The organism is Escherichia sp. E2586, from assembly GCF_005781105.1.
Lineage (GTDB): Bacteria > Pseudomonadota > Gammaproteobacteria > Enterobacterales > Enterobacteriaceae > Escherichia.
In genome coordinates this window covers 81,734-107,815 of the sequence record NZ_VATN01000001.1, presented here as the reverse complement: position 1 = coordinate 107,815, position 26,082 = coordinate 81,734, and the positions used below count along the sequence as shown (strand labels likewise).

General features: G+C 49.4%; 23 protein-coding genes, 1 tRNA gene and 1 pseudogene. 15 read left to right on the top strand and 10 right to left on the bottom strand.

The genetic code is table 11. The features are described 5' to 3' along the window. Positions 1-51: 51 nt before the first annotated feature. Positions 52-492, bottom strand: coding sequence for a hypothetical protein (locus tag FEK50_RS00540; RefSeq protein WP_223201782.1), 441 nt, complete (start codon positions 490-492; stop codon positions 52-54). Between the two features lie 831 nt (positions 493-1,323). Between FEK50_RS00540 and FEK50_RS00530 the strand changes: the two genes are divergently transcribed. Beyond that, the gene (locus tag FEK50_RS00530; RefSeq protein ID WP_000290520.1) at positions 1,324-2,286 is read left to right on the top strand and encodes an Abi family protein; all 963 of its coding nucleotides are present in this window, start codon (positions 1,324-1,326) and stop codon (positions 2,284-2,286) included. Between the two features lies 1 nt (position 2,287). On the opposite strand, the gene FEK50_RS00525 is transcribed toward FEK50_RS00530, so the two are convergent. Beyond that, positions 2,288-2,743, bottom strand: coding sequence for a hypothetical protein (locus FEK50_RS00525; protein ID WP_000230717.1), 456 nt, complete (start codon positions 2,741-2,743; stop codon positions 2,288-2,290). A gap of 259 nt (positions 2,744-3,002) precedes the next feature. Between FEK50_RS00525 and FEK50_RS00520 the strand changes: the two genes are divergently transcribed. Further along, entirely contained in the window at positions 3,003-3,290 is a 288-nt protein-coding gene (locus FEK50_RS00520) for a PerC family transcriptional regulator (protein WP_131161532.1), read from the top strand. Between the two features lie 412 nt (positions 3,291-3,702). Here FEK50_RS00520 and FEK50_RS00515 read toward each other — a convergent pair whose 3' ends face one another. Together FEK50_RS00515 and FEK50_RS00510 are read right to left on the bottom strand one after the other, a co-directional pair. Beyond that, the gene (locus tag FEK50_RS00515) at positions 3,703-4,164 is read right to left on the bottom strand and encodes a type II toxin-antitoxin system death-on-curing family toxin (RefSeq protein WP_001582532.1); all 462 of its coding nucleotides are present in this window, start codon (positions 4,162-4,164) and stop codon (positions 3,703-3,705) included. Between the two features lie 8 nt (positions 4,165-4,172). Continuing rightward, the gene (locus tag FEK50_RS00510; protein ID WP_001582533.1) at positions 4,173-5,186 is read right to left on the bottom strand and encodes a hypothetical protein; all 1,014 of its coding nucleotides are present in this window, start codon (positions 5,184-5,186) and stop codon (positions 4,173-4,175) included. 560 nt (positions 5,187-5,746) lie between these two features. Between FEK50_RS00510 and FEK50_RS00505 the strand changes: the two genes are divergently transcribed. Beyond that, positions 5,747-6,364: a trimeric intracellular cation channel family protein gene (locus FEK50_RS00505; protein WP_064526048.1), complete on the top strand. Its 618-nt coding sequence runs from the start codon at positions 5,747-5,749 to the stop codon at positions 6,362-6,364. Here the strand turns inward: FEK50_RS00505 and ligB are convergent. After that, positions 6,361-8,046, bottom strand: coding sequence for an NAD-dependent DNA ligase LigB (gene ligB, locus FEK50_RS00500; RefSeq protein ID WP_131161531.1), 1,686 nt, complete (start codon positions 8,044-8,046; stop codon positions 6,361-6,363). The two genes, FEK50_RS00505 and ligB, sit on opposite strands and share 4 nt — an antisense overlap. A gap of 258 nt (positions 8,047-8,304) precedes the next feature. On the opposite strand from ligB, the gene gmk reads away from it, so the two are divergent. Genes gmk through recG form a run of 5 tightly spaced genes read left to right on the top strand, consistent with a single transcriptional unit; the run spans position 8,305 to position 14,168 of the window. Further along, the gene (gene gmk, locus FEK50_RS00495; RefSeq protein ID WP_010344504.1) at positions 8,305-8,928 is read left to right on the top strand and encodes a guanylate kinase; all 624 of its coding nucleotides are present in this window, start codon (positions 8,305-8,307) and stop codon (positions 8,926-8,928) included. A gap of 54 nt (positions 8,929-8,982) precedes the next feature. After that, a complete protein-coding gene (gene rpoZ, locus FEK50_RS00490) occupies positions 8,983-9,258 on the top strand; it encodes a DNA-directed RNA polymerase subunit omega (RefSeq protein ID WP_000135058.1) in 276 nt (91 codons plus the stop codon). Between the two features lie 18 nt (positions 9,259-9,276). Then, positions 9,277-11,385, top strand: a complete 2,109-nt coding sequence (gene spoT, locus FEK50_RS00485; protein WP_130206741.1) for a bifunctional GTP diphosphokinase/guanosine-3',5'-bis pyrophosphate 3'-pyrophosphohydrolase — start codon at positions 9,277-9,279, stop codon at positions 11,383-11,385. A 6-nt stretch (positions 11,386-11,391) separates the two neighbouring features. Beyond that, positions 11,392-12,081 (top strand): tRNA (guanosine(18)-2'-O)-methyltransferase TrmH, encoded by a 690-nt coding sequence (gene trmH, locus FEK50_RS00480; RefSeq protein WP_131161530.1) that lies wholly within the window; start codon positions 11,392-11,394, stop codon positions 12,079-12,081. Positions 12,082-12,086: 5 nt separating this feature from the next. Continuing rightward, a complete protein-coding gene (gene recG, locus FEK50_RS00475) occupies positions 12,087-14,168 on the top strand; it encodes an ATP-dependent DNA helicase RecG (RefSeq protein ID WP_131161529.1) in 2,082 nt (693 codons plus the stop codon). Between the two features lie 188 nt (positions 14,169-14,356). Here the strand turns inward: recG and gltS are convergent, their stop codons facing one another. Further along, the gene (gene gltS, locus FEK50_RS00470) at positions 14,357-15,562 is read right to left on the bottom strand and encodes a sodium/glutamate symporter (RefSeq protein ID WP_130206745.1); all 1,206 of its coding nucleotides are present in this window, start codon (positions 15,560-15,562) and stop codon (positions 14,357-14,359) included. A gap of 279 nt (positions 15,563-15,841) precedes the next feature. Here gltS and xanP point away from each other — a divergent pair, with 279 nt between their 5' ends. The 3 genes from xanP to FEK50_RS00455 all read left to right on the top strand — a co-directional run bounded on the left by xanP (position 15,842) and on the right by FEK50_RS00455 (position 19,490). Continuing rightward, the gene (gene xanP / locus FEK50_RS00465) at positions 15,842-17,233 is read left to right on the top strand and encodes a xanthine/proton symporter XanP (protein WP_130222452.1); all 1,392 of its coding nucleotides are present in this window, start codon (positions 15,842-15,844) and stop codon (positions 17,231-17,233) included. 121 nt (positions 17,234-17,354) lie between these two features. After that, a complete protein-coding gene (locus FEK50_RS00460; protein WP_131161528.1) occupies positions 17,355-19,064 on the top strand; it encodes an AsmA family protein in 1,710 nt (569 codons plus the stop codon). A gap of 331 nt (positions 19,065-19,395) precedes the next feature. Further along, positions 19,396-19,490 (top strand) — tRNA-Sec (locus FEK50_RS00455). A 162-nt stretch (positions 19,491-19,652) separates the two neighbouring features. Here FEK50_RS00455 and fliB read toward each other — a convergent pair. Beyond that, on the bottom strand, positions 19,653-20,867 hold the full coding sequence (gene fliB / locus FEK50_RS00450) for a flagellin lysine-N-methylase (RefSeq protein ID WP_131161527.1): 1,215 nt from the start codon (positions 20,865-20,867) through the stop codon (positions 19,653-19,655). Positions 20,868-21,072: 205 nt separating this feature from the next. On the opposite strand from fliB, the pseudogene FEK50_RS00445 reads away from it, so the two are divergent. Next, positions 21,073-21,997, top strand: a pseudogene (locus FEK50_RS00445) (carboxylate/amino acid/amine transporter). Positions 21,998-22,000: 3 nt separating this feature from the next. On the opposite strand, the gene nlpA reads toward FEK50_RS00445, so the two are convergent. Beyond that, complete coding sequence (nlpA, locus tag FEK50_RS00440) at positions 22,001-22,819, bottom strand: lipoprotein NlpA (protein ID WP_130261096.1); 819 nt, start codon at positions 22,817-22,819, stop codon at positions 22,001-22,003. Between the two features lie 221 nt (positions 22,820-23,040). On the opposite strand from nlpA, the gene yicS reads away from it, so the two are divergent. Further along, on the top strand, positions 23,041-23,334 hold the full coding sequence (gene yicS / locus FEK50_RS00435; RefSeq protein WP_064526021.1) for a protein YicS: 294 nt from the start codon (positions 23,041-23,043) through the stop codon (positions 23,332-23,334). A gap of 40 nt (positions 23,335-23,374) precedes the next feature. Here the strand turns inward: yicS and nepI are convergent, their stop codons facing one another. Continuing rightward, positions 23,375-24,565, bottom strand: coding sequence for a purine ribonucleoside efflux pump NepI (gene nepI / locus FEK50_RS00430; RefSeq protein WP_130206755.1), 1,191 nt, complete (start codon positions 24,563-24,565; stop codon positions 23,375-23,377). Positions 24,566-24,798: 233 nt separating this feature from the next. Here nepI and FEK50_RS00420 point away from each other — a divergent pair, with 233 nt between their 5' ends. Both FEK50_RS00420 and FEK50_RS00415 read left to right on the top strand, forming a co-directional pair. Further along, positions 24,799-25,152 carry a type II toxin-antitoxin system RelE/ParE family toxin gene (locus FEK50_RS00420; RefSeq protein WP_131161526.1) on the top strand — a complete coding sequence of 118 codons (354 nt, stop codon included), beginning with the start codon at positions 24,799-24,801 and terminating at the stop codon, positions 25,150-25,152. Then, positions 25,136-25,459, top strand: a complete 324-nt coding sequence (locus tag FEK50_RS00415) for a DNA-binding transcriptional regulator (protein ID WP_130206761.1) — start codon at positions 25,136-25,138, stop codon at positions 25,457-25,459. The genes FEK50_RS00420 and FEK50_RS00415 overlap by 17 nt, the downstream gene beginning before the upstream one ends. A gap of 123 nt (positions 25,460-25,582) precedes the next feature. Here FEK50_RS00415 and FEK50_RS00410 read toward each other — a convergent pair whose 3' ends face one another. Next, positions 25,583-26,035 carry a DUF1198 domain-containing protein gene (locus FEK50_RS00410; protein ID WP_131161525.1) on the bottom strand — a complete coding sequence of 151 codons (453 nt, stop codon included), beginning with the start codon at positions 26,033-26,035 and terminating at the stop codon, positions 25,583-25,585. Positions 26,036-26,082 lie beyond the last annotated feature (47 nt).

Below are 26,082 nucleotides of genomic sequence, written 5' to 3'. Positions count from 1 at the left end.
TGGATGGTTGGTTATAATAGTAATTAGTATTTTTTCAAATAGTTATGAACATTAACACTTGCCTTTAACATTGCCGACAAATGAGCCTGTAAATGAGCCTATATCAGATCGACTAATTGTTCGTGTATGGATCACTTTTCCGTCATTTGAGATTGCCCATGTGACAAGCGTCAGTTGACCATCTCGATAGCTTCTTCCCATCATGGCATTCGGAGATAGCGGGTAATAATCAATACCTCCACCTATACCATCTTTTGCCAAGATAAGATCCGCCTTCTCTTTACTTATTACCAAATGAAATGTATCTGGTATAGATGATAACTTATAGTTATACCCATCTGAACTTGAGGCTTCTTGTCCTTTCAGATCACCAATAATCCAGCATTCAGCGTTCGCTCCAAAAGAAGCAAATAATAAACCGGAGACAACCAATCGCTTCAATTGATTCACACCAACCCTCCCTTTAGCGTTGTTTAGAATGGCAATCATCATATATCCAAGACATGGCATTTGGTACATAGCTTGGGTCGGGATTTCAAATCCGATCCCCGTTGATGGGTCGTTACAGTACGCGCATATCCGCTTTATGTGAAACAGGAAGATTTTTCTGATATCACTGCCACAGCAAAACACCAATTTCGAGACAAGTACGCGCGCGAGGGGTATCAGTTGCAAAAAATTTTGCAACTACGTCCGACCAGTACGCACACGATGGCGGGGGATACCATGAAACTGTTCTCTACACGAGACAGAGTGGTGGTGATGTGTTGATTATCGGCGTATATGCGCACAGGACGCGCTATGACGATGTTTTATGCGGGTACACCAATCACATGTATCTGATGTGATAAATCGTGTTACATGACATCTCATGTTGTGCTGGTGGTTATCACGACGTTCTGAATCTGGCCTTTGCCTGATATTTTGCGACAAGTACGCGCGCGTAGCATCGAAATTATCGGATGACGTATGCTGCTGGCAATATGAAGACCGATAGTATTAACCGAAAAGCGATTAAGGAGTGCCAACTTTTCAGTAGAGAAACTAGCCAGCATAGGAAAATGTAGAAATTACCCAATTAATAGGTAAAAGTTATTGACACAGCCTGTAGTGGATAACGATATGAATAAAAACCACATATAGTGGTTTTTCGTGAGTGATGATAGTACCTATGTTAGTTTCCTAAGTAACTGTGCATTGACATGTGGATAACTTCGGATAGAGTTACACTCAACTGAGCCCGGCCCCCTGGCTTTATCTTGTCTTAGATGAGAAATTGTTATGGCCGGGCCTTCTTGTATCTGGAGGTAGGAAACCTTTTGTATGGCTGTTCCGGTTAAGGTTCATAAAGAATATGATGAACTTGTCGATTTATTGCTGTCTCGGGGTATGGATGTGCCAGATCGCGAACATGCTATCAAGAAAATCTCACAAGTAGGCTACTACCGATTATCAGGCTTTTGGTACCCCTGCCGAATCCCCCATATAACAACAGACAATATTAGAACCAGACTCGATCAGGTTCGTCCAGGTACTAATTTTCGCGCAGTATATGACCTCTATTTATTCGATAAAAATCTGCGTTTGCAGATGATGAATGCGTTAGAACGCATTGAGGTTTATGTTCGGTCAGTTATTGCTCATGAGCTTGGTAAGATATCTCCTTTAGCATATCTTGATGACTCGCTAATAAATCCAAAACACTTTAGACCACGTTCCCATGGTCGCCCAAGCGCCAGAGAAGAATGGATAAATAAACATAATGCCGAGATTGCTAAAAGTCGCGAAGACTTTATCAAATGGCATGAAAACAAGTACGAAGGTCTTCCTTTCTGGGTGGTTATTGAAGTGTGGGACTTCGGCTTAATGTCAAAGTATTATGCGATGCTAAAAGACAGCTATCGCAACAGGATACTATCTAGGCTAGGGATAGCGGCAGGCAATGGAGCTATCTTCCAAAACTGGCTTAGCGCAATGAATGTGCTAAGGAATCGGTGCGCTCACCATTCACGCATCTGGAACAAGGTCAACGAACCAAGATTAATGCCTTTGCCAAATGAGCCGTACTTTGAACAATTAAATATGAATGATGATGCGTACGAAAGAATGTACGGAATGATCGCTGTGTTATGGTTTTTAGTGAAAAAAATTGGACCGGGATCTGACTGGATAAAAAAAGTTGCCAACCTTGTAGATAACAAGCCTAACTTACCAGGATGTAACCTGACAGCCATGGGATTACCTGATAATAACGGTTTCCCAAGGCATTTATTTGATATTGAATAAATTATAGCGATGGCGCTGAATGTAGCGCCACTGATAACTTTTCAGCATTGCTTCCCTGACGCTTCCACGCGCTGTAAATATCTTTATCCCATGCCTTACCAGCTTTTGTTTGATAGCCTGCTTCATTGATCCGTTCAGCTATCACGCGCCCATTATCAAATCCCTGTCGGATGGTATCGGCAATGATCTTTATAACTGCCGTTTCGTTATATGGCTTTGGTGGGATGTTCGGCTTTCCGGCAATAAGCGACGCAGCGGCTTTTTCCATGCGCTCCACCAGCCCAAGCATTCGTGAATCAATAGACTTTTCCGGCTGTCCCAGCTTCATGCGAATCGCATCAACAAGCCAGGAGGTTTTATCCCCTCCAGAAGCGAGAACAGACCGATTAAACTCATCCTGCAATTCAGATGGGATGCGGAACGCGACCAGATTAGATTTGCTCATTGCAAAGACCATATCAGTGAGTAATATCCATACAGTATACCACTGTATAACACTGTTATACGCTCAAATATCAGCCAGAAAATAACGGACCAATCACAAAGCTATCGCTGTGTTGTTGGTTCAGAGCTGGGCTGTGTTGGTTCAAAATGAGTTGATGTTGGTTCAATATTTCAGAAAAAACACAATAAAAACAACGATCTTTACAAATTGAACCAACTGAACCAACTGAACCAACACCTTTTTGCTTATCTATATAATCTGAGAGGCAGAAATGATAAGGGACAGGAAAGCTGAAGAGCTGGAGTCAAAAGGGCTATACCGGAGAGCTGCCGCACGATGGGCAGAAGTCATGATGCTGGCAGATGGCGATAAAGAACGTGAACATGCAGCAAACAGACGCTCTGAATGTATCCGTAAGGCGGCACGCCCACCAGCAACTACAGACAGATTCGGAGATTTAAGACAGGCAGTTAAGCGGACTCATTCGGTTCTTGGTATGGATGAGGAAGCGAGAGGGTACTTCAGGCGTTATCGCGATAGAGATTGCCAGAGACAGTAATGCTCTCTCTGTTTTGGCAAATTACCCCTCACTTTGAAGGGATCGGAGCTATAAAAATGGTTTTAGGTACATTCCTCAAATTGAGGATTGTGGAAAAACCAATGGGTTAGGCTTTTCCCCCAATGGGGGTTTTCGAAAGAATCAATGGGTTAGGTCATCGTGCAAATTTGCACTCTGCCAGCCAACGCAATTTTTCGTTGGCGGAAATATCAGGTATTTACTGAACGAACGGTCTGCCCGTCTGTTCAGTTACCAGTTTCACATGGCTGTTTTATGTGAGGCCGGAAGGTTTTTCGGACATCACTATTGGGTACAGCAATTTCGCAAGCAATACGCACGCGTAACAAATATGCCTAGCATCTTAGCTATGTGCTGACAAATTTGCGATACTTCCCATCCTGTATTGTGTTTGTCACCAGTGCCTTAGAGTTTCATAATTCATAACTGCTATGGCGATCTCCAGCTTAGTCGTTTCAAGTATTTCTTCACATAAGACCAGATCATGAATGATGTTTTTGAGTAGCTCCTTATCGATTGCTCCATCAGCCACCCAAACTGCGATGTTTTCCATTTCTCGCACAAAAAGTTGTACACAATGGCCAAAGCCATTTATCTCAAGAAAGTATGTTGAAAGGGCGATGCTTGATCTTTTATTTCCGTCACTAAAAGCATGGAATTTATTGATTGCAAAGAACAAGTGACTTAGTTTGTCTACAAATCCTGGGTAATACCAATCGTTTTGGATATGCTCAAGGGCACTCGCCAGTACCCCTTGGTCTCTGATTCCGTGTAAGCCGCCCGTTTTCTCAATGATCCAATCATGAACTCTAATGGCGTGTTCAATATCAAAATAATTGAATTGTATATCGTCCATTTATACCCCTATCGGTCTTTTAGTCTTTTGAACACTTCTAGGGTTTCTGGGTCGTTCAGGCGCTCTTCAAGTGATTTACTTTTCTCACCCAAGAAACGTTCAAAGTCCCCTTCAGGTACAGCTCTTACGTAAGCTTCAAGTTTTTCATGCAGCGCATCTCTGAAACAGAGATCCCTACTTGCCATTTTGGTTCTGGCATCTAGCATCATAGGCTTAAACAATGGATGAGATTCAAATTGTTTAAAAATAGCTTCTGCTTCCTGTTGTGTCAGTTTTCTGCCTAAACGAGAGAATTCTTGTTTTAATTCATGTGCAATACCTGATTCGAAACCTGCAATAAGAGTTAGAACTTCGGAGTACATTGTGTCCCGGATTTTCTCTTTTTGAGCAAGATTCAATACCTTGCGGTACTCGGCCGCGTCTTCGTGGAAAATACTTTGATACACAAGGTTGGTAAACCTTGCATACTTCCAATTATTCCCTTCGACGCATTCATCTAAGGCATCAGTGAATTGCTTGCGATAGCTTTCTTCTTGAAAAGAAGCCAATAGGTAATTCTCATCACGTTGGTTGATGTACTTGGTATGTCCACCAGCCCTTTCGGCTAAAGTATCAATGACAATATCAAGCAGGCGCGTACGTATAATCTTGGCTTGCTCACTTTCGACCAGTAGCATGGCGAAGTTCAGGACAGCTCGGTAATTAAACACTCCAATAGTAGGAGCCTTGTTACCCTCATTGATGAAGGAGACATGCTCTAACCCTTTGAATTCTTTTAGCTCTCTCCCTTTTATAAGTCGATAACCATTGCTCTTGAGTTCATTGCTATGATTGGCGATATACCGTTCCACAGTGGCATCGCTTATACCAAAAATTTCCATAAGTTGACTTTTTGTAAAAAGTCGTTCTCCATTGAACTCAACTCCACCAAGAGCAAGATGTTTTTCAGCTTGTCGGAGTGCATAGGAGTTGTTCAGAATATTTTGTCTGTCATGAGCGGAGGTTGTTAAATCTTTAGCCATGTTAACACCTATAAAGACGCAATAATGCGTATACGATAACATTGTTAATGCCAGCATGGGTAAGTGAACTTTTAGTCTAATTAATGCTGGTTTGGGAGGCGGTCTAAAAACCGAATCCGGTACTATAACTATCTGCATACCGACAATTTCTTACTGAGCAAACAGTGCTCGATAAATGCTCAATGATTGATAGCACCAGAAAAAACCGTGTACATAAGGGTGTACATAATCAAAAATCGCATTAGGAAGAAACCAGCCATAATGCGGCATTGAAGCCAATACTCTACAAACAGATTCAACATCGAGTAAGCGACATATCTCCGTAGGCCGTTGTTAATTACAGCGGCGCTACGCATATAGTTTCGTCCTCATATTTATTTACTCCATACTTTTTCTAATGCATTTTACTTATCACAAAATCAGAAAAATGCATTCTCACTACAGAAAATAGCAATTTCACATAACTACAAATTATCAATCCATTCTCTCCTTAAAAAATCTCAATCGTGACAATGCACACAAATCGCTACCCTGCCAGGCAGATTTTTAGGGAGAAAACCATGCTGTTACACATTTTGTATTTGGTTGGCATTACTGCCGAAGCCATGACAGGGGCGCTGGCGGCCGGACGGCGGCGCATGGATACATTTGGCGTAATTATCATTGCGACCGCCACCGCAATTGGCGGAGGGTCAGTGCGCGATATTCTGCTGGGCCACTATCCGCTTGGCTGGGTCAAACACCCGGAGTATGTGATTATCGTCGCCACCGCCGCCGTGTTCACCACTATCGTTGCTCCCGTGATGCCTTACCTGCGTAAAGTCTTTCTAGTGCTCGATGCACTCGGACTGGTGGTTTTTTCTATCATTGGCGCACAGGTTGCACTGGATATGGGGCACGGCCCAATTATTGCCGTTGTCGCGGCAGTAACCACCGGCGTGTTTGGCGGCGTTTTACGCGATATGTTCTGTAAACGCATCCCACTGGTCTTTCAGAAAGAGCTGTACGCCGGGGTTTCCTTTGCTTCCGCCGTGCTGTATATCGCGCTGCAACACTATGTTTCCAACCATGATGTGGTGATTATTTCCACCCTGGTATTCGGCTTTTTCGCTCGCTTGCTGGCGCTGCGTCTTAAACTGGGATTACCGGTTTTTTATTACAGCCACGAAGGTCACTAAGGCACAAAACCTGTGATCTGCTGGGCAGCCAGCCAGTTGCCCAGCATCTTGATTTGCGCATTATCCTTCCATTCCATAACCTGACTTGCACGACGCAGCCCTGTCCCCGGTAGTTGCTGCCAATACTGTTCGCTTCTCTGCAAAAGTTGCGCCCAGGAGCTGAAGTCGTTGGCATTAAGCGCCGTTTGGGTTAACGGTATTCCCATTGCCATCACCCAGCGAGTAAAAGGCTGCTGACGTGCCAGGTTAAACTGATGCCATAACTGCTCACCTTTACTCTTCGCGATCCCCGGCGTGTGCTGCAATTGCTCTGGCGTTAATGAAAGCCAGGAAAAAATATGCTCAAAGCGATGCGTCTGATGTAGCGAGCGCCAGCCAGATACACCGATGCCCTCCAGCCCCAAAACCTGTTTTGATCCCAGCCAAACTAATCGCGATATGAATTGTTCCTGACAAACATCAGAAGCAAAGTAGCAGGTCAACGCGTTAAAACGGTTTTCTGGCGGCGTCGGTTTTGTGCGTTCAGCACCGCGCCAGACCACTTCATCAATGCGTGGAATACCCTGACCGGCAAGACTCACAAGGATTTGATCGCCAGGTGCAATGTCCCACTCCTGCCAACGTCTGACGGAACCAATGTTCACCCGCTGGACTTTTTTATCATCCAGCATGACAGGCGCGAGTGACGCCACCACCGAGATTTTTCCGCTCTTACCGACAGCAAACTGTATCGCGTTTACTTCAGTAACCTGGGCCACAGGCTGATATTTCCACGCTATCAGCCAGTCCGCCTGGCCCGGTAGCCAATGACGGGATTCGGCTTCCTTAGCCGCTCGCACCACCACGCCATCGGTGACGAAGGGCAATTTCGCTTTCCACCACTCATTACGTGCTCGCTCAACCTCGTCTGCGCTTTTCACCGCAAGGGTATACTTCTGCGTCAAAGTAAAGCCCGCAGTAGCAAGCTGCTGTAATCGCTCGGCCATCAACTGTGGTCCATCCGGCCACGCCCAGATAAACACGCCCAGTGAATGCAGCGTGTCGCTATTGTCCTGGCGCATCAAAATGCCAGCGACCTTTGAACGGGCATTCATTCCTCCCATTTGTTGTTGGATATGCCCCTCTCGCTGGAGAAATATCTCACCCTGCAGGGTGCTGTTGGCCAAAGCTCCGCTAACAGATTGCGGTACAGAAGGAATCAAGCGTATTTTCTGCGTCCAGTCCTCACCTTTAAGCCCATTGCCACGACTGATCGCTTTAATCAGTTTTCCATCACGGTAGACCAGTGTTACCGCAACGCCATCAACTTTTGGCTGTACCCAAAGATCGCTGTGCTCATGCATCCACAGACGTAGCGCATTTTTATCCGCTAACTTACGTACCCCCGTATGCGCAACCGGATGGATAACCGTGCCACTCAACGGCGGCGGCATAGCGTCACCCGTTGTCTCTTCGCCAAAACAGCGTTGCCACTGTGCAAGGCGGGCGCTTAACTGATCGTAAACCCCATCTTCCACGTCACTTTTCCCTTTTTTCCAGTAATCATCGTCCCACTGTTTTACTTGCTGTTGTAGGCGGGAGATTTCTTCATGCGCTCTGGCTGGCGACCAGGCCGGGCAGACCGCCTTCGCTGATGATTGCCAGCATAAAATACTCATTAACACTGCAATCCATACTTTCATCGTCACCTCCGCTGTAGTCAGGCGGCCAGATATACAACGAGATGAACGCAAAACCGAGGGACAAAAATAAAGTGTGAGATGACGCTTCCAGAGAATCGTCTTTGTTGCAGTAAATGACCGGGAATTGCGGAAACAGGTACGCAAAACGCAACAACTTTGCGCAAAAAGTGTGAGCAAGGGCTACGTCACATGGCCGCGCCGTGTATAATAAGCCCGTATGTAGGCTTTATTTCGCTTAATCACATACGAAAGATACTCATGGCTCAAGGCACGCTTTATATTGTTTCTGCCCCCAGTGGCGCGGGTAAATCCAGCCTGATTCAGGCTTTATTAAAAACCCAACCGTTGTACGACACTCAGGTTTCTGTTTCACACACCACGCGCGCACCGCGTCCGGGTGAAGTCCATGGTGAACACTACTTCTTTGTTAATCATGATGAATTTAAAGAGATGATTAGCAGAGATGCATTCCTTGAGCACGCGGAAGTGTTCGGTAATTACTATGGCACTTCACGCGAAGCCATTGAGCAAGTACTGGCGAGCGGCGTGGATGTTTTTCTGGATATTGACTGGCAGGGCGCACAGCAAATTCGCCAGAAAATGCCGCATGCGCGGAGTATCTTTATTCTACCGCCGTCAAAAATTGAGTTAGACCGCCGTTTACGGGGTCGAGGTCAGGACAGCGAAGAGGTCATTGCAAAGCGAATGGCGCAAGCAGTTGCAGAAATGAGCCATTACGCCGAATATGATTATTTAATAGTGAATGATGATTTCGACACCGCTCTGGGTGATCTAAAGACTATCATTCGCGCCGAACGCTTGCGCATGAGCCGCCAAAAGCAGCGTCATGACGCTTTAATCAGCAAATTGTTGGCAGACTGAACCTTCTTTCAGTATCATGCCCAGTCATTTCTTCACCTGTGGAGCTTTTTAAGTATGGCACGCGTAACTGTTCAGGACGCTGTAGAGAAAATTGGTAACCGTTTTGACTTGGTACTGGTCGCCGCGCGTCGCGCTCGTCAGATGCAGGTAGGCGGAAAGGATCCGCTGGTACCGGAAGAAAACGATAAAACCACAGTAATCGCGTTGCGCGAAATCGAAGAAGGTCTGATCAACAACCAGATCCTCGACGTGCGCGAACGCCAGGAACAGCAAGAGCAGGAAGCCGCTGAATTACAAGCCGTTACCGCTATTGCTGAAGGTCGTCGTTAATCACAAAGCGGGTCGCCCTTGTATCTGTTTGAAAGCCTGAATCAACTGATTCAAAACTACCTGCCGGAAGACCAAATCAAACGTCTGCGGCAGGCGTATCTCGTTGCACGTGATGCTCACGAGGGGCAAACACGTTCAAGCGGTGAACCCTATATCACGCACCCGGTAGCGGTTGCCTGCATTCTGGCCGAGATGAAACTCGACTATGAAACGCTAATGGCAGCGCTGCTGCATGACGTGATTGAAGATACTCCCGCCACCTACCAGGACATGGAACAGCTTTTTGGTAAAAGCGTCGCCGAACTGGTAGAGGGAGTATCAAAGCTTGATAAGCTCAAGTTCCGCGATAAGAAAGAGGCTCAAGCCGAAAACTTTCGCAAGATGATTATGGCGATGGTGCAGGATATCCGCGTCATTCTCATCAAACTCGCAGACCGTACCCACAACATGCGCACGCTGGGCTCACTACGCCCGGACAAACGTCGCCGCATCGCCCGTGAAACTCTCGAAATCTACAGCCCGCTAGCGCACCGTTTAGGTATCCACCACATTAAAACCGAACTCGAAGAGCTGGGTTTTGAGGCGCTGTATCCCAACCGTTATCGCGTAATCAAAGAAGTGGTGAAAGCCGCGCGCGGCAACCGTAAAGAGATGATCCAAAAAATCCTCTCGGAAATCGAAGGGCGTTTGCAGGAAGCGGGAATACCGTGCCGCGTCAGTGGTCGCGAAAAGCATCTTTATTCGATCTACTGCAAAATGGTGCTCAAAGAGCAGCGTTTTCACTCGATCATGGACATCTACGCCTTCCGCGTGATCGTCAATGATTCCGACACCTGTTATCGCGTGCTCGGCCAGATGCACAGCCTGTACAAGCCGCGTCCGGGTCGTGTGAAAGACTATATCGCCATTCCCAAAGCGAACGGCTATCAGTCTTTGCACACCTCGATGATTGGCCCGCACGGTGTGCCGGTTGAGGTCCAGATCCGCACCGAAGATATGGATCAGATGGCGGAAATGGGTGTTGCCGCGCACTGGGCTTATAAAGAGCACGGCGAAACCAGCACGACTGCACAAATCCGCGCCCAGCGCTGGATGCAAAGCCTGCTGGAGCTGCAACAGAGCGCCGGTAGCTCGTTTGAATTTATCGAGAGCGTTAAATCCGATCTCTTCCCGGATGAGATTTACGTTTTCACACCGGAAGGGCGCATTGTCGAACTGCCTGCCGGTGCAACGCCCGTCGACTTCGCTTATGCGGTGCATACCGATATCGGTCATGCCTGCGTGGGCGCGCGCGTCGACCGTCAGCCTTACCCGCTGTCGCAGCCGCTCTCCAGCGGCCAGACCGTTGAAATCATTACCGCACCTGGCGCTCGCCCGAATGCCGCATGGCTGAATTTTGTCGTCAGCTCGAAAGCGCGCGCCAAAATTCGTCAGTTGCTGAAAAACCTCAAGCGTGATGATTCTGTAAGCCTGGGCCGCCGCCTGCTCAACCATGCGTTGGGTGGTAGCCGTAAGCTCAATGAAATCCCGCAGGAAAATATTCAGCGTGAACTGGACCGCATGAAGCTGGCTACGCTTGACGATCTGCTGGCGGAAATTGGTCTTGGCAACGCGATGAGCGTGGTGGTCGCGAAGAATCTGCAACATGGGGACGCTTCCATTCCACCGGCGACCCAAAGTCACGGACATCTGCCAATTAAAGGTGCCGATGGTGTGCTGATCACCTTTGCGAAATGCTGCCGCCCAATTCCTGGCGACCCGATTATCGCTCACGTCAGCCCCGGTAAAGGTCTGGTGATCCACCATGAATCCTGTCGTAACATCCGTGGCTACCAGAAAGAGCCAGAGAAATTTATGGCTGTGGAATGGGATAAAGAGACGGCGCAAGAGTTCATCACCGAAATCAAGGTGGAGATGTTCAATCATCAGGGCGCATTAGCTAACCTGACGGCAGCGATCAATACGACCAACTCCAATATTCAAAGTTTGAATACAGAAGAAAAGGATGGTCGCGTCTACAGCGCCTTTATTCGTCTGACCGCCCGTGACCGTGTGCATCTGGCGAATATCATGCGCAAAATCCGCGTGATGCCAGACGTGATTAAAGTCACCCGAAACCGAAATTAATGTTTTATGAACCCAACACGTTATGCACGTATCTGCGAAGTGCTCGCCAGGCGGCAGCCTGATCTGACCGTCTGCATGGAGCAGGTCCACAAACCCCATAACGTTTCTGCGATTATTCGTACTGCAGATGCCGTTGGCGTACATGAAGTTCACGCCGTCTGGCCTGGCAGCCGGATGCGCACTATGGCTTCGGCTGCGGCTGGCAGCAACAGTTGGGTACAGGTGAAAACGCACCGTACCATTGGCGATGCTGTCGCCCATCTGAAAGGCCAGGGCATGCAGATTCTGGCAACCCATCTTTCTGATAACGCTGTCGATTTCCGCGAAATTGATTACACCCGCCCGACCTGTATTTTGATGGGTCAGGAGAAAACGGGCATCACTCAGGAAGCACTAGCCCTGGCGGATCAGGACATCATCATTCCGATGATCGGCATGGTGCAGTCGCTGAATGTTTCCGTTGCCTCAGCCCTCATTCTTTACGAAGCCCAGCGCCAGCGGCAAAACGCAGGCATGTATCTGCGTGAAAACAGTATGTTGCCGGAAGCAGAGCAACAACGCCTGTTGTTTGAAGGCGGCTATCCGGTGCTGGCGAAAGTCGCGAAACGCAAAGGTCTGCCCTACCCTCATGTCAATCAGCAAGGCGAGATTGAAGCTGATGCCGACTGGTGGGCCACTATGCAGGCCGCAGGGTAAGCACCATGAAAGGTCGCCTGTTAGATGCTGTCCCACTCAGTTCCCTAACGGGCGTTGGTGCAGCGCAAAGTAACAAGCTGGCGAAAATCAATCTGCATACCGTGCAGGATTTACTCTTACACCTTCCCCTGCGCTACGAAGATCGCACCCATCTCTACCCCATCGGTGAGCTACTGCCGGGCGTTTATGCCACGGTGGAAGGCGAAGTGCTGAACTGCAATATCTCCTTCGGCGGTCGGCGAATGATGACCTGCCAGATTAGCGACGGTTCCGGCATTCTCACCATGCGCTTTTTCAACTTCAACGCAGCAATGAAAAATAGCCTGGCGACGGGCCGCCGCGTGCTGGCCTATGGCGAAGCAAAGCGCGGCAAATATGGTGCGGAGATGATCCACCCGGAATACCGCGTGCAGGGCGATCTCAGTACGCCAGAGTTGCAGGAAACGCTCACGCCGGTTTACCCAACCACCGAAGGCGTAAAGCAGGCGACGCTTCGAAAACTGACCGATCAGGCGTTGGATCTGCTCGACACCTGCGCCATTGAAGAACTCCTGCCGCCGGAACTGTCACAAGGAATGATGACGTTACCGGAAGCGTTGCGCACTCTGCATCGCCCACCGCCAACGCTGCAACTTAGCGATCTGGAAACCGGGCAGCATCCGGCGAAACGTCGTCTGATTCTGGAAGAACTGCTGGCGCACAACCTTAGCATGCTGGCGTTACGCGCCGGAGCGCAACGTTTCCATGCCCAGCCGCTTAGCGCCAGTGACGCGCTGAAAAATAAACTCCTCGCCGCCTTACCGTTCAAGCCAACGGGCGCACAGGCACGCGTAGTGGCGGAGATTGAGCGCGATATGGCGCTCGATGTACCGATGATGCGCCTGGTACAGGGCGATGTAGGCTCCGGTAAAACGCTGGTTGCCGCCCTCGCCGCGCTGCGTGCGATTGCTCACGGTAAACAGGTGGCATTGATGGCGCCAACCGAGTTACTTGCCGAGCAGCACGCCAATAACTTCCGCAACTGGTTTGAACCGCTCGGTATCGAAGTGGGCTGGCTCGCCGGTAAGCAGAAAGGTAAAGCGCGACTGGCTCAGCAAGAAGCCATCGCCAGCGGTCAGGTGCAGATGATTGTTGGCACTCATGCCATTTTCCAGGAACAGGTGCAGTTTAACGGCCTGGCGCTGGTGATTATCGACGAACAACATCGCTTTGGCGTGCATCAGCGTCTGGCATTGTGGGAGAAAGGCCAGCAACAGGGCTTCCATCCACATCAGTTGATCATGACCGCCACGCCGATCCCCCGCACGCTGGCAATGACCGCGTATGCCGATCTCGACACCTCGGTCATTGATGAACTGCCGCCAGGACGTACCCCAGTGACGACAGTGGCAATTCCTGATACGCGCCGTAACGATATTATCGACCGCGTGCGCCACGCCTGCATAACGGAAGGCCGTCAGGCGTACTGGGTTTGTACGTTGATTGAAGAATCGGAATTACTGGAAGCGCAGGCGGCGGAAGCCACGTGGGAAGAGTTGAAACTGGCGCTACCAGAGTTGAATGTCGGTCTGGTGCACGGGCGGATGAAACCTGCCGAGAAACAGGCGGTGATGGCATCGTTTAAACAAGGTGAGCTACACCTGCTGGTTGCCACCACTGTTATTGAAGTCGGCGTTGATGTGCCTAACGCCAGTCTGATGATTATCGAAAACCCGGAGCGTCTGGGTCTGGCGCAGTTACACCAGCTTCGCGGGCGTGTAGGTCGTGGCGCGGTGGCTTCTCACTGTGTCCTGCTCTACAAAACACCGCTCTCCAAAACGGCGCAAATCCGCCTGCAAGTGCTGCGTGACAGTAACGACGGTTTTGTGATTGCGCAGAAAGATTTGGAGATACGCGGACCGGGTGAACTGTTAGGCACACGTCAGACGGGTAATGCCGAATTTAAAGTGGCAGATTTACTGCGCGACCAGGCGATGATCCCGGAAGTTCAGCGCCTGGCGCGACATATTCACGAACGTTACCCACAGCAGGCAAGAGCCCTGATAGAACGCTGGATGCCAGAGACTGAACGTTACTCGAATGCGTAAAAGGCGGCGGTGAGAAGACCGCCGTTTCAGGTTGATCTATCTTCCTGCCGGATGCGGCGTGAACGCCTTATCTGCCCTACAAAAACCTACAAATTCAATAAATTGCGAATCAATACGCAGGCTTGATAAGCGAAGCGTATCAGGCATTTGTCTTTGTTGCGGCGGCACTTCTACCGCCGCTTCATCGATTAACCCGCAAAAATCGGCAACATTAAATACAGCTTAATCACCAGGGCGTTAACGATATCGATAAAGAACGCACCGACCATCGGCACCACCAGGAAGGCCATATGTGAAGGGCCAAAGCGTTCAGTAATCGCCTGCATGTTGGCGATTGCCGTTGGTGTCGCGCCAAGACCAAAGCCACAGTGACCCGCAGCCAGCACCGCCGCATCGTAGTTTTTGCCCATCATGCGCCAGGTGACGAAGATGGCATACAACGCCATGAAGATGGTCTGTACCACCAGAATCGCCAGCATCGGCAGCGCCAGCGAAGCCAGTTCCCACAGCTTCAGGCCCATCAGAGCCATCGCCAGGAACAACGACAGGCTAACGTTACCCAGCACCGATACCGCACGTTCAAAGACGCGATAAAAGCCCATCATTGACAGACCGTTGCTCAGAATCACGCCTACAAACAGCACACAAACGAAGGTTGGTAATTCAAAAGCAGTGCCAGCCAAAAGTTGCGCAACGATTTTCCCTACCGTCAGACAGATAGCAATCAGCGCAATAGTTTCAATCAGCACCAGCGAGGTGATCATGCGCCCCACATCAGGCTTTTCGAACGCGGTCGGTACTTCCTGGTCATCCGGAATACCGTCCGGCGTGGTGGAGTGTTTCACCAGATAACGCGCCACTGGGCCACCAATCAGACCGCCCAACACCAGACCGAACGTCGCACAGGCCATCGCTACTTCCGTCGCGTTGGTGAAGCCATAACGTTCAATAAACAATTTACTCCACGCCGCGCCAGTCCCATGACCGCCAGAAAGCGTAATAGACCCTGCTAACAGCCCCATCAGCGGATCAAGACCTAACAGACTGGCCATACCAATACCGATGGCGTTTTGCATCACCAACAGACCAACAACCACAATCAGGAAAATCCCCACCACACGGCCACCGGCACGTAAGCTGGCAATGTTGGCGTTCAAGCCGATGGTGGCAAAGAAAGCCAGCATCAACGGATCGCGCAGGGACATATCAAAGTTGACTTCCCAGCCCATACTTTTTTTCAGCACCAACAGCGCCAGCGCCACCAGCAGCCCTCCAGCAACCGGTTCAGGTATGGTGTATTTCTTCAAAAAGGAGACGGAATGGACCAACTTTCGCCCGAGCAGCAACGTTAGCGTTGCGGCAACAAGCGTTGCTAAAGTATCGAGATGAAACATAGTTACTCCTTTGTGTCCGCACCACTCTTTCATACTCGTCATACATCATCGCGCATTTGCAGTAAGGCGAAATATGACGAGTATCGAGTCATGCTTTCCTGGTTCGAATTCTCAGCTGAAAATAGAAAAATGGCATGGATTTTAAGCAGAAAACAACCAAAAGTTATATAAAAAAGTGCATTTATCGCATTTAAATATTTAGAAGAATGGCTGGCAAACGTTTGCTTTTGCCTTTCGGTCAGCTAAAATGCCCGCTTTGCTACCACGGGATTGTTTTCGATGTCTGTTTCCACCCTCGAGTCAGAAAATGCGCAACCGGTTGCGCAGACTCAAAACAGCGAACTGATTTATCGTCTTGAAGATCGTCCACCGCTTGCTCAAACTCTGTTTGCCGCCTGTCAGCACCTGCTGGCGATGTTTGTCGCGGTGATCACCCCTGCGCTTCTCATCTGCCAGGCACTAGGTTTACCGGCACAGGACACACAACACATTATTAGTATGTCGCTGTTTGCCTCCGGTGTGGCATCGATTATTCAGATTAAAGCCTGGGGGCCGGTAGGTTCCGGGTTGTTGTCGATTCAGGGGACCAGTTTCAACTTCGTTGCCCCGCTGATTATGGGCGGCACGGCGCTGAAGACCGGTGGTGCTGATGTTCCCACCATGATGGCGGCACTGTTTGGTACCCTGATGTTGGCAAGTTGCACGGAGATGGTGATCTCCCGCGTACTGCATCTGGCGCGCCGCATTATTACGCCGCTGGTTTCTGGCGTCGTGGTGATGATTATCGGCCTGTCGCTAATTCAGGTTGGGTTAACGTCCATTGGTGGCGGCTATGCGGCGATGAGCGATAACACCTTTGGCGCACCGAAAAACCTGCTGCTGGCGGGCGTGGTCTTAGCCTTAATCATCCTGCTTAACCGCCAACGTAACCCTTACTTACGCGTGGCCTCGCTGGTGATTGCGATGGCGGCCGGATATGCGCTGGCGTGGTTTATGGGTATGTTGCCAGAAAGCAACGAACCGATGACGCAAGAACTGATTATGGTACCAACGCCGCTCTATTACGGTCTTGGTATTGAATGGAGCCTACTGCTGCCGCTGATGCTGGTCTTTATGATCACATCGCTGGAAACCATTGGCGATATCACCGCGACCTCTGACGTTTCCGAACAGCCGGTTTCCGGCCCGCTGTACATGAAACGTCTGAAAGGCGGCGTGCTGGCAAACGGCCTGAACTCGTTTGTCTCGGCAGTATTTAACACCTTCCCGAACTCCTGCTTCGGACAGAACAACGGTGTAATTCAGTTAACGGGTGTTGCCAGCCGTTATGTCGGTTTTGTGGTGGCGCTGATGTTGATCGTGCTGGGCCTGTTCCCGGCAGTGAGTGGTTTCGTGCAACACATCCCAGAGCCAGTTCTGGGCGGCGCTACGCTTGTGATGTTTGGCACCATCGCCGCATCCGGTGTACGCATCGTTTCCCGCGAGCCATTGAACCGTCGGGCAATTCTGATTATTGCACTGTCGCTGGCCGTCGGTCTGGGCGTTTCTCAGCAGCCGCTGATTTTGCAATTTGCCCCTGACTGGCTGAAAAACCTGCTCTCTTCAGGTATTGCCGCTGGCGGTATTACTGCCATTGTGCTGAACCTGATTTTCCCGCCGGAAAAACCGTAATTCACTTAGCGGCGGTAAGTTTCTTTACCGCCGCAGCGACTCTCTTTCACCATTCCCGCCTTGAGGAATGCGCGTAAATCGTGCATAACTCCCTTATGTGTATTTCGCGGGATGGAAGACTATGAAATTTATTGGGAAGCTGCTTCTCTACATTTTCGTCGCGCTACTCGTAGTGATAACTGGCCTCTATTTTCTTCTGCAAACCCGTTGGGGTGCGGAGCATATCAGCGCATGGATTTCCGAAAATAGCGACTACCATTTGGTCTTCGGGGCAATGGATCACCGCTTTTCCGCGCCGTCTCATATCATACTGGAGAACGTCACGTTTGGTCGTGATGGACAGCCCGCGACCCTGGTGGCAAAAAGTGTTGATATCGCATTGAGTAGTCGGCAACTGACCGAACCGCGCCATGTCGATACCATTCTGCTGGAAAACGGGACACTGAATCTCACCGACCAGACCGCCCCGCTACCGTTCAAAGCCGATCGCCTGCAACTGCGCGATATGGCATTTAATAGCCCAAATAGCGAGTGGAAATTAAGTGCTCAGCGGGTAAATGGCGGCGTCATTCCGTGGTCGCCAGAAGCCGGTAAAGTGTTGGGAACGAAAGCGCAGATTCAATTCAGTGCTGGCTCCCTGTCGCTCAATGATGTTCCTGCCACCAATGTGTTGGTTGAAGGCAGTATTGATAACGATCGCGTTACGCTGACCAATCTGGGTGCCGATATCGCGCGCGGTACATTAACCGGAAACGCGCAGCGTAACGCCGACGGTAGCTGGCAGGTGGAAAACCTGCGCATGGCGGATATCCGTCTGCAAAGCGAAAAATCGCTGACTGATTTCTTTGCGCCATTGCGCTCTGTGCCTTCGTTACAGATTGGTCGCCTGGAAGTGATAGATGCTCGCCTGCAAGGCCCGGACTGGGCGGTGACCGATCTCGATCTCAGCTTACGCAACATGACCTTCAGTAAAGATGACTGGCAGACACAGGAAGGAAAGCTGTCGATGAATGCCAGCGAGTTTATTTATGGTTCGCTGCATTTGTTTGACCCGATTATTAACGCAGAATTTTCCCCGCAGGGCGTGGCGCTGCGCCAGTTTACCAGCCGTTGGGAAGGTGGCATGGTGAGAACGTCAGGAAACTGGCAACGCGACGGGAAAACGCTGATCCTCGATGATGCGGCAATTGTCGGGCTGGAATATACCCTGCCAAAAAACTGGCAACAGTTATGGATGGAAACAACACCCGGCTGGTTAAACAGTCTGCAACTGAAGAGATTTAGCGCCAGCCGCAACCTGATCATTGATATCGACCCGGCCTTCCCGTGGCAACTCACCGCGCTCGATGGCTATGGCGCGAATCTGACACTGGTTGCCAATCACCAATGGGGCGTCTGGAGTGGCACAGCGAATCTGAATGCCGCCGCCGCGACGTTCAATCGTGTTGATGTTCGCCGTCCGTCGCTGGCACTGGCCGCCAACAGCAGCACGGTGAATATCAGCGAACTTAGCGCGTTTACCGAGAAAGGCATTCTGGAAGCCACTGCCAGTGTTTCACAAACGCCGCAGCGCCAGACTCATATCAGCCTGAACGGACGCGGTGTGCCGGTGAATATTTTGCAACCGTGGGGATGGCCTGAATTACCATTGACTGGCGACGGCAATATTCAGCTTACCGCCAGCGGCGATATTCAGGCCGATGCACCGCTAAAACCCACGGTTAACGGGCAACTCCATGCCGTGAACGTTGAAAAACAGCAAGTGACCCAAACCATGAATGCTGGCGTCGTTTCCAGTGGCGAAGTTACGTCAACGGAGCCAGTGCAGTAAAAATCAATCTCACCGGGTACGACACAGCCGTACCCGGCATTTTTTCAATAAATAACAAACAGTAGAGTATCCAATTGCCATGTTCGTTCCCGCTCATTGCACGGCGTAAACCATCCTTAAGAATACGGATATTGCTATTTTTTGTTATCAACTTACGTTTCTTTTTTCTGGGAGCGCGGTTGTGCCAAAGCGTAACTTATGGATTTGCTGAGAGTTTCTGTGAAGAGGATCATGGCAAGGCGAAACGAAGCGGAAAAAAGTGTGATGGGGGATGTGATAAGGCGAGGAAGTAGCTATAATGCGCCCCGCCTCCATGTAGCAATCGAGGCGCGGAAGATCGTCGTCTCCGGTGAGGCGGCTGGACTTCAAATCCAGTTGGGGCCGCCAGCGGTCCCGGGCAGGTTCGACTCCTGTGATCTTCCGCCAAAATGCCTCTTCTGACGTTCACCAATCCCTTGTAATACCGTTTAAAGCAGATAATTTCTTCTGTTCATGATTCAACCTGCTTTACCGAAGTTGTTCTTAATATTTATTACAGCGGAAGCGACATGTCTGATAAACGCTTAACCCACTTCCCGACAGGCGAATTTAACGAATCAACAGCAGGCAGGAGAGATCGTCCCCGGCATTGATCATGTCGATCGCTTCATTCATTCGCTGGTTTATCGTTGACGAATGCAAGGTTGACTCGGCAAGGCTCGCCACAATTTTCAGTACCGTTGCCTCATCCAGAGTTGCTTCCAGCGATGTCAGACTCAACAAATGCTTAATATAGAAATAGTCGAGAATTAAACGGTAAACCTGGCGCATGACCGTTGAGAAATCAGCATCCGGAAAATGGCAGTGGTAAATTTTGTAGGTCAGTAAATTGCGCAATACATGCGGGGCGCTAAGGATAGAATCCTGGCAAAGCTGCTGCCACTGTTTATTCAGGACAGCAAACTTATCAGCCAGAGCCTGCTTATCCGGGCTGTTTGCCACGTCTAAATACACCGCCATCTTACGATGCAAGTCAGTAATAATACGATCCCTGCTGCTCTTATTCGCGACAAGCGACCCCAATACCGTCAGCGCACGCACCTTCAATCCCACCGACTCCGTAGGCGTTGATTGACTCATCAGGCTAATACCTGCCGCCAGCTCGCTTAATAGCTCCTGATGGTACTGTTCAGCCTGCGCAAAATGGTTGTGCAGATCGAACTCAATGCGCTGCAGATAAACCATAAACTGTGCCAGCGCCATCAGGTTTTCTTCAACGTTCAACGATGGCGCCTGTAGAAGGTGCCAGGCAAAGAGATGCACAATCTGGTGGATCTGATTAACCGGCTGGCTGGCGGTGCAGGTGTTTTTCGCCTTCGCCAACAGATCATCCTGTTCGTGCACTAACATGCTGTCGGCATCAAACAATACCAGTCGGGCTACTTCTGGACATGAGAGCAGCATCGAATGGCGAGTTGTATCCGCGTAGTGTTTTTTGCTACGTGGATAAGTAGAACAGGTTTCTGAAAGTGCTTTTTCTCCCAGATCGCGATGGACCAGGCAGAGTTTATTTTCATCGAGAAACGGACACTGACCCTGCGCGTCCAGTTTGATTATCGAATAGCGGCTTTTACCATTTCGCACCCGTAATAAATTCTCTTTCGCCAACTGGGCAATTTTCGGGTGTTGTTCGTTGAGGTAAGTATGATGGGTTTTCTTGTCGATGTGTATCTGCCATCCCTGACAGCAGGAAATCAGGCAGCTGGGGCCGACGCAAGCAAACTTCTTCACAAACTCGGGGGTTACTACTTTATGGATTTGCATAACATTCTTCGCGTTTAAAAAGCGAACAGTAGCACGCTGTCAGAACAAAATGATAACGTCATAACCTGACGGTTTAACAAGTATTTCACTCGTTTCATAAATGCTCGCCCCCATCAAATGACGGGTTTACCGGAAGGGGTCATTCTCACCATTTTTGCTATCATGCCTGCATACATAAACGACAAAACAGTATGCAGAGGGAAAAATGGGTTCCACCAGAAAGGGGATGATGAACGTTCTGATTGCCGCCGTATTATGGGGAAGTTCAGGCGTTTGCGCGCAATACATCATGGAACAAAGTCAGATGTCATCGCAGTTTCTGACCATGACGCGGCTGATATTTGCCGGATTTATTCTGCTGACGCTCTCTTTTGTCCACGGCGATAAAGTCTTCTCAATCATTAAGAATCATAAAGATGCCATCAGCCTGCTTATTTTTTCCATTGTTGGCGCTCTGACCGTCCAGCTAACTTTCTTACTGACGATTGAAAAATCCAATGCAGCTACAGCAACGGTGCTGCAATTTTTATCACCAACGATTATTGTGGCCTGGTTCTCACTGGTACGAAAATCGCGCCCCGGTATTCTGGTATTTACCGCGATTTTGACCTCCCTGATAGGCACATTTTTGCTGGTCACCCACGGTAATCCAACATCGTTGTCGATCTCTCCTGCTGCGCTGTTCTGGGGAGTTGCTTCAGCCTTTGCTGCCGCATTCTATACGACATACCCCTCAACGCTCATTGCCCGTTACGGCACGCTGCCCGTCGTCGGCTGGAGTATGCTCATTGGTGGGATGGTCCTGCTGCCCTTTTATGCCGGGCAAGGAACAAATTTCGTGGTTAATGGCAGCCTGATCCTGGCTTTTTTCTATCTGGTGGTAATTGGAACTTCGCTGACCTTTAGTCTGTATCTGAAAGGTGCACAGTTAATTGGCGGGCCGAAAGCCAGTATTTTGAGTTGCGCAGAACCATTAAGTAGCGCGCTGCTCTCTTTGCTGTTGCTGGGGATCACCTTCACATTACCAGATTGGCTGGGAACGCTACTGATTCTGTCATCGGTGATTTTGATTTCAATGGATTCCCGCCGCCGCGCCAGAAAAATGTAATCGTCCGGCGCGGTACGGTTGATCATTACCAGCCAGGCACCGCGCCACCGTTAAAGAGGGTTTCTGCCGCTTTAGCAACTTCTGGTGACTGATAAGATTGCAGAAACTCCTTCACGTTTTCTGCATCCTTATTATCTTCCCGCGCCACCAGAATGTTCACATATGGTGAATTTTTATCTTCAATAAATACGCTGTCGTTAACCGGAGAAAGTCCTGTTTGCTGGATGTAAGTGGTGCTGATAATCGCTACATCCACTTTCGGGTCGTCCAGTACACGTGGCAACTGTGCCCCTTCCAGCTCCATTATCTGCAAATGGCGTGGATTCTCAGTAATATCCAACGCCGTTGGCAGTAAACCTTTCCCCTCTTTTAAGGTAATAAGTTTCTCTTTTTGCAACAGTAACAGCGCACGCCCCAGATTGGTCGGATCATTCGGAATCGCTACAGTCGCTCCTTCTTTTAGCTGATCGACTGTTTTAATTTTTTTCGAATAGCCAGCCATGGGGAAGACAAAGGTATTTCCTACCGCCACCAGTTTGTAACCATGCGCCTGATTATCCTGTTCAAGGAAAGGACGATGCTGGAAGACATTGGCATCCAGTTCACCCTGATTAGTTGCATCGTTCGGCAACAACGAACCACTAAATCCAACCAATTCAACTTCAAGACCATACTTCTCTTTGGCCACTTTTTTAGCGACTTCTGCCACATCCTGTTCGGCACCGTTAATGACGCCAACTTTAATGTGTTTTGCATCGCTGTTTTGCTGGTCGCAGCCTGCCAGCAGGATCCCCGCCAGAAATAATGCTGCCCCTGTCCGTAGATGATGTGTTGTCAGTTTCATTTTTTTATCCTTTTATTAATGATTACCTGACTATAGCGGTAAGGTCGCTGCGGTTTAAAAAACGAAACGCTATCGATAAGAATAAAAAGGAATAAAAGTGGAATATAAGGTCTGGCACTTCTTACTGACCGCGTAAGCGCGTTTCGTACAGCATGATGAGAGCGATAAAAGCAAACTACACTTATGCTTCATTCGATACACATTTGTAAAAGGTTGAATCCATGAAACCAACGACGCTACTGCTTATTTTCACTTTTTTCGCTATGCCAGGCATCGTATACGCCGAGTCGCCTTTTAGCTCACTGCAGTCCGCAAAAGAGAAAAATACGGTATTAGAGGATTTGCGGAAAATTTGCACCCCAAAGGCATCGTTGTCAGATGAAGCGTGGGAAAAGTTAATGTTGTCAGATGAAAACAATAAACAACACATACGCGAGGCCATCGTGGCGATGGAACGTAATAATCAGAGCAATTATTGGGAAGCGTTGGGTAAGGTAGAATGCCCGGATATGTAAGTACGGCAACAACCACTGACCAACGCTTCTTTACCTGATATCAGGATTTCTTCATTTTCACCTTTGCCGTAACCAACAATGCAGTCAGCAACATCAATGTGCCGGACAACATCAGCGGCGAAGTCAGACCAATGTTATCCAACGCATAACCGCCGATTGCCGCACCGCAGGTATTGGCAAGCTGAATAACGGCCACCTGAATAGACCCAGCCTTTTCTGCCTGATCGGCCAATGAGCGAGTGATCCACGTTGACCAGCCAACGGGAATTAAAGCAAAGGTCAGCCCCCAGATAATCGCCACACCGGTAGCAACAATTTTATCGCTTCCCCACAGCGTCAGTACCAGCGCGCTCAGGGCGAGCACAAACGGTGCGCCCGCTAAGGCCAGTTTCACCGAACGTTTGAGAATGAACGACGAAAGCGATGTCCCAACAAAACTGGCGATACCAAAACTCAACAGCACCAGCGTTAAGCCATCAACGCCGAATCCCGCCAGATTCATATACACTGGGCGAATATAAGTGAAAAAAGCAAACTGCCCGGCAAAGGACATAAAGATGGCGATCATCCCGGCCATCACCCCCGGACGCTGCAACAGGCGAAAGGTATTTTGTTTCTGATGTGACGGTTCGCCAGGCAGCGAAGGCAATGATTTGATAATCCAGATAATACACAGCACGCCCATCACCGCCGCCGCATTAAAGACATTGCGCCAACCGATAAGCTCGCCTAAAAAACTGCCCAATGGCGCGGCAATTACCAGCGCAATGGACACCGCGCCGAAGATCACCGACAACGCCTTCGGCACTGTACGAGGCGGTACCAGGCGCATGGTCAACGACGCCGACATCGCCCAGAATCCACCCAGTGCCAACCCCAGACAGGCGCGACCGATTAACAGCAGACTGAATGAGTTGGCAAAGGAAACCAGTAAGCAGGAAAGCGTCAGCAAAACAGCGAACAGAATGACAACGTAGCGGCGGTCAGTGGCCTGAATAGTCTGGGTAATAAACAAACTGGCAAACATCGCCACAAAAGCGGTTACGGTCACCGATTGCCCGGCAACCCCTTCCGAAATGCCTAAATCGTGCGCCATCGGCGTCAACAAACTGACGGGCAAAAACTCAACGATAATCAGACAGGCGACGCAAAACGCCACCGAGAAAACGGCTGACCAGTTCGGTCGGGTAATGGCGTCCGCGCCGCGGTTTTCTGCAATAAATTCACTCATGGTGTTACCCGTGGCATGTTTCAGGGGAAAAGCCGATCAGTTTAACATTGAAATGTGTGACACATTTAACGTTTTTGCAACTTTTACAGTGTTGTGGGAAAAATTCGAGGCTGCTCGAGGAAATAAAAATCATAGGGCAAGGTGATATGCATTGACGCGATTTCGTTGGAAACAAGGGATAAAGTATCGCACTTAGTGATATGCTTTAATAACAGGACATCAACGATATGCGTGTGTTTAAAACCAAATGGTTTGCAAGGGAAGCCAAGTCTCATACAATAACAGATGAAGAGTTATGTCGGGCCATTTTAGAAACAGATCAGGGTAAAGCTGATGCGCTTGGTGGTGGCGTTTTTAAAAAGCGCCTTCACCAAAATCGTGAGCGTGCGATTATTCTGGCGAAAGGGGGTAGCAATTGGTTTTACACGTTTTTATATGCAAAACAGGATATGTCGAACATCAGTAGTCAGGAACTGTCTGGATTTCGTGAACTCGCAAAGCATTATGCCTTCCTGACGAAAGCCCAACTGACAGCAATGATTAACAGTAAAGAACTGACAGAGATCTGCTATGACTGCAAAAACTAAATTCAAAAGCCCTGCATTTGAGGCCATTCACAGCGCGGCTGCTGGATTGTCCAGCGTTGATGCCATTTCTGCCGAAACAATGCGTACTTTTGACAAAGCCTGCCTGACCAGCGTACCAGACTTACAACCTGTTGAGATAAAAGCACTACGGGAAAAATTAAAAGTGAGTCAACCCGTCTTCGCTCACTATCTCAATACCAGCGTTTCAACTGTACAAAAATGGGAAAGTGGCGCTAAACGCCCCAGCGGCATGTCATTAAAACTACTTAGTATTGTGCAAAAACACGGGCTAGAGGTGCTGCTGTAAATAGAACGTAGAGAATGCGTCCGTCTACTGTCAGATCCGATAGCGGATGCGGCGTGAACGCCTTATCCGTACTCGGTCTGTAGGCCTGATAAGACGCGCCAGCGCCGCATCAGGCAAGCGGTTTTAATGCAGCCAGTAAACGCCCTCAGCAGGCTGAAAAAATGCGTTGTAGCGCATCTGGAATGCATGAATCTCCTGCATTTCAGGCTCTATTTCGCGCAGAAAACCCAGCGCCAGCCTGACCTGAGCATCGGTAATCGGCGCGGCAAGGCGGGCTTTTTGTAAAATCCGATGCCATTGCAGCAGGTTCTGCTCGCTACCATCGACAATGACAACCTGCCAGATAAGCAACACCTGCGCGGCATTTTGCAGGTGCGACTCATCCGGGCGATGCAGATAACGTAAAAATTCGTCACCGGCTGACTTTCCCATTTGATCGACCATTGACTCAACGGGTACAACATCAATATTCAGCCGATCGCTGAGGCGGCGAATCGCTTTTCTGGCCCCGGATGTCAGCACCCGAAAACCAACCACAAACACCACCGCCAGCGTAGCGAGCATTATCCAGATCATGAGTTCTCCTGCGTAACCGGCACTCATGATATCTGGAAACGCTTATC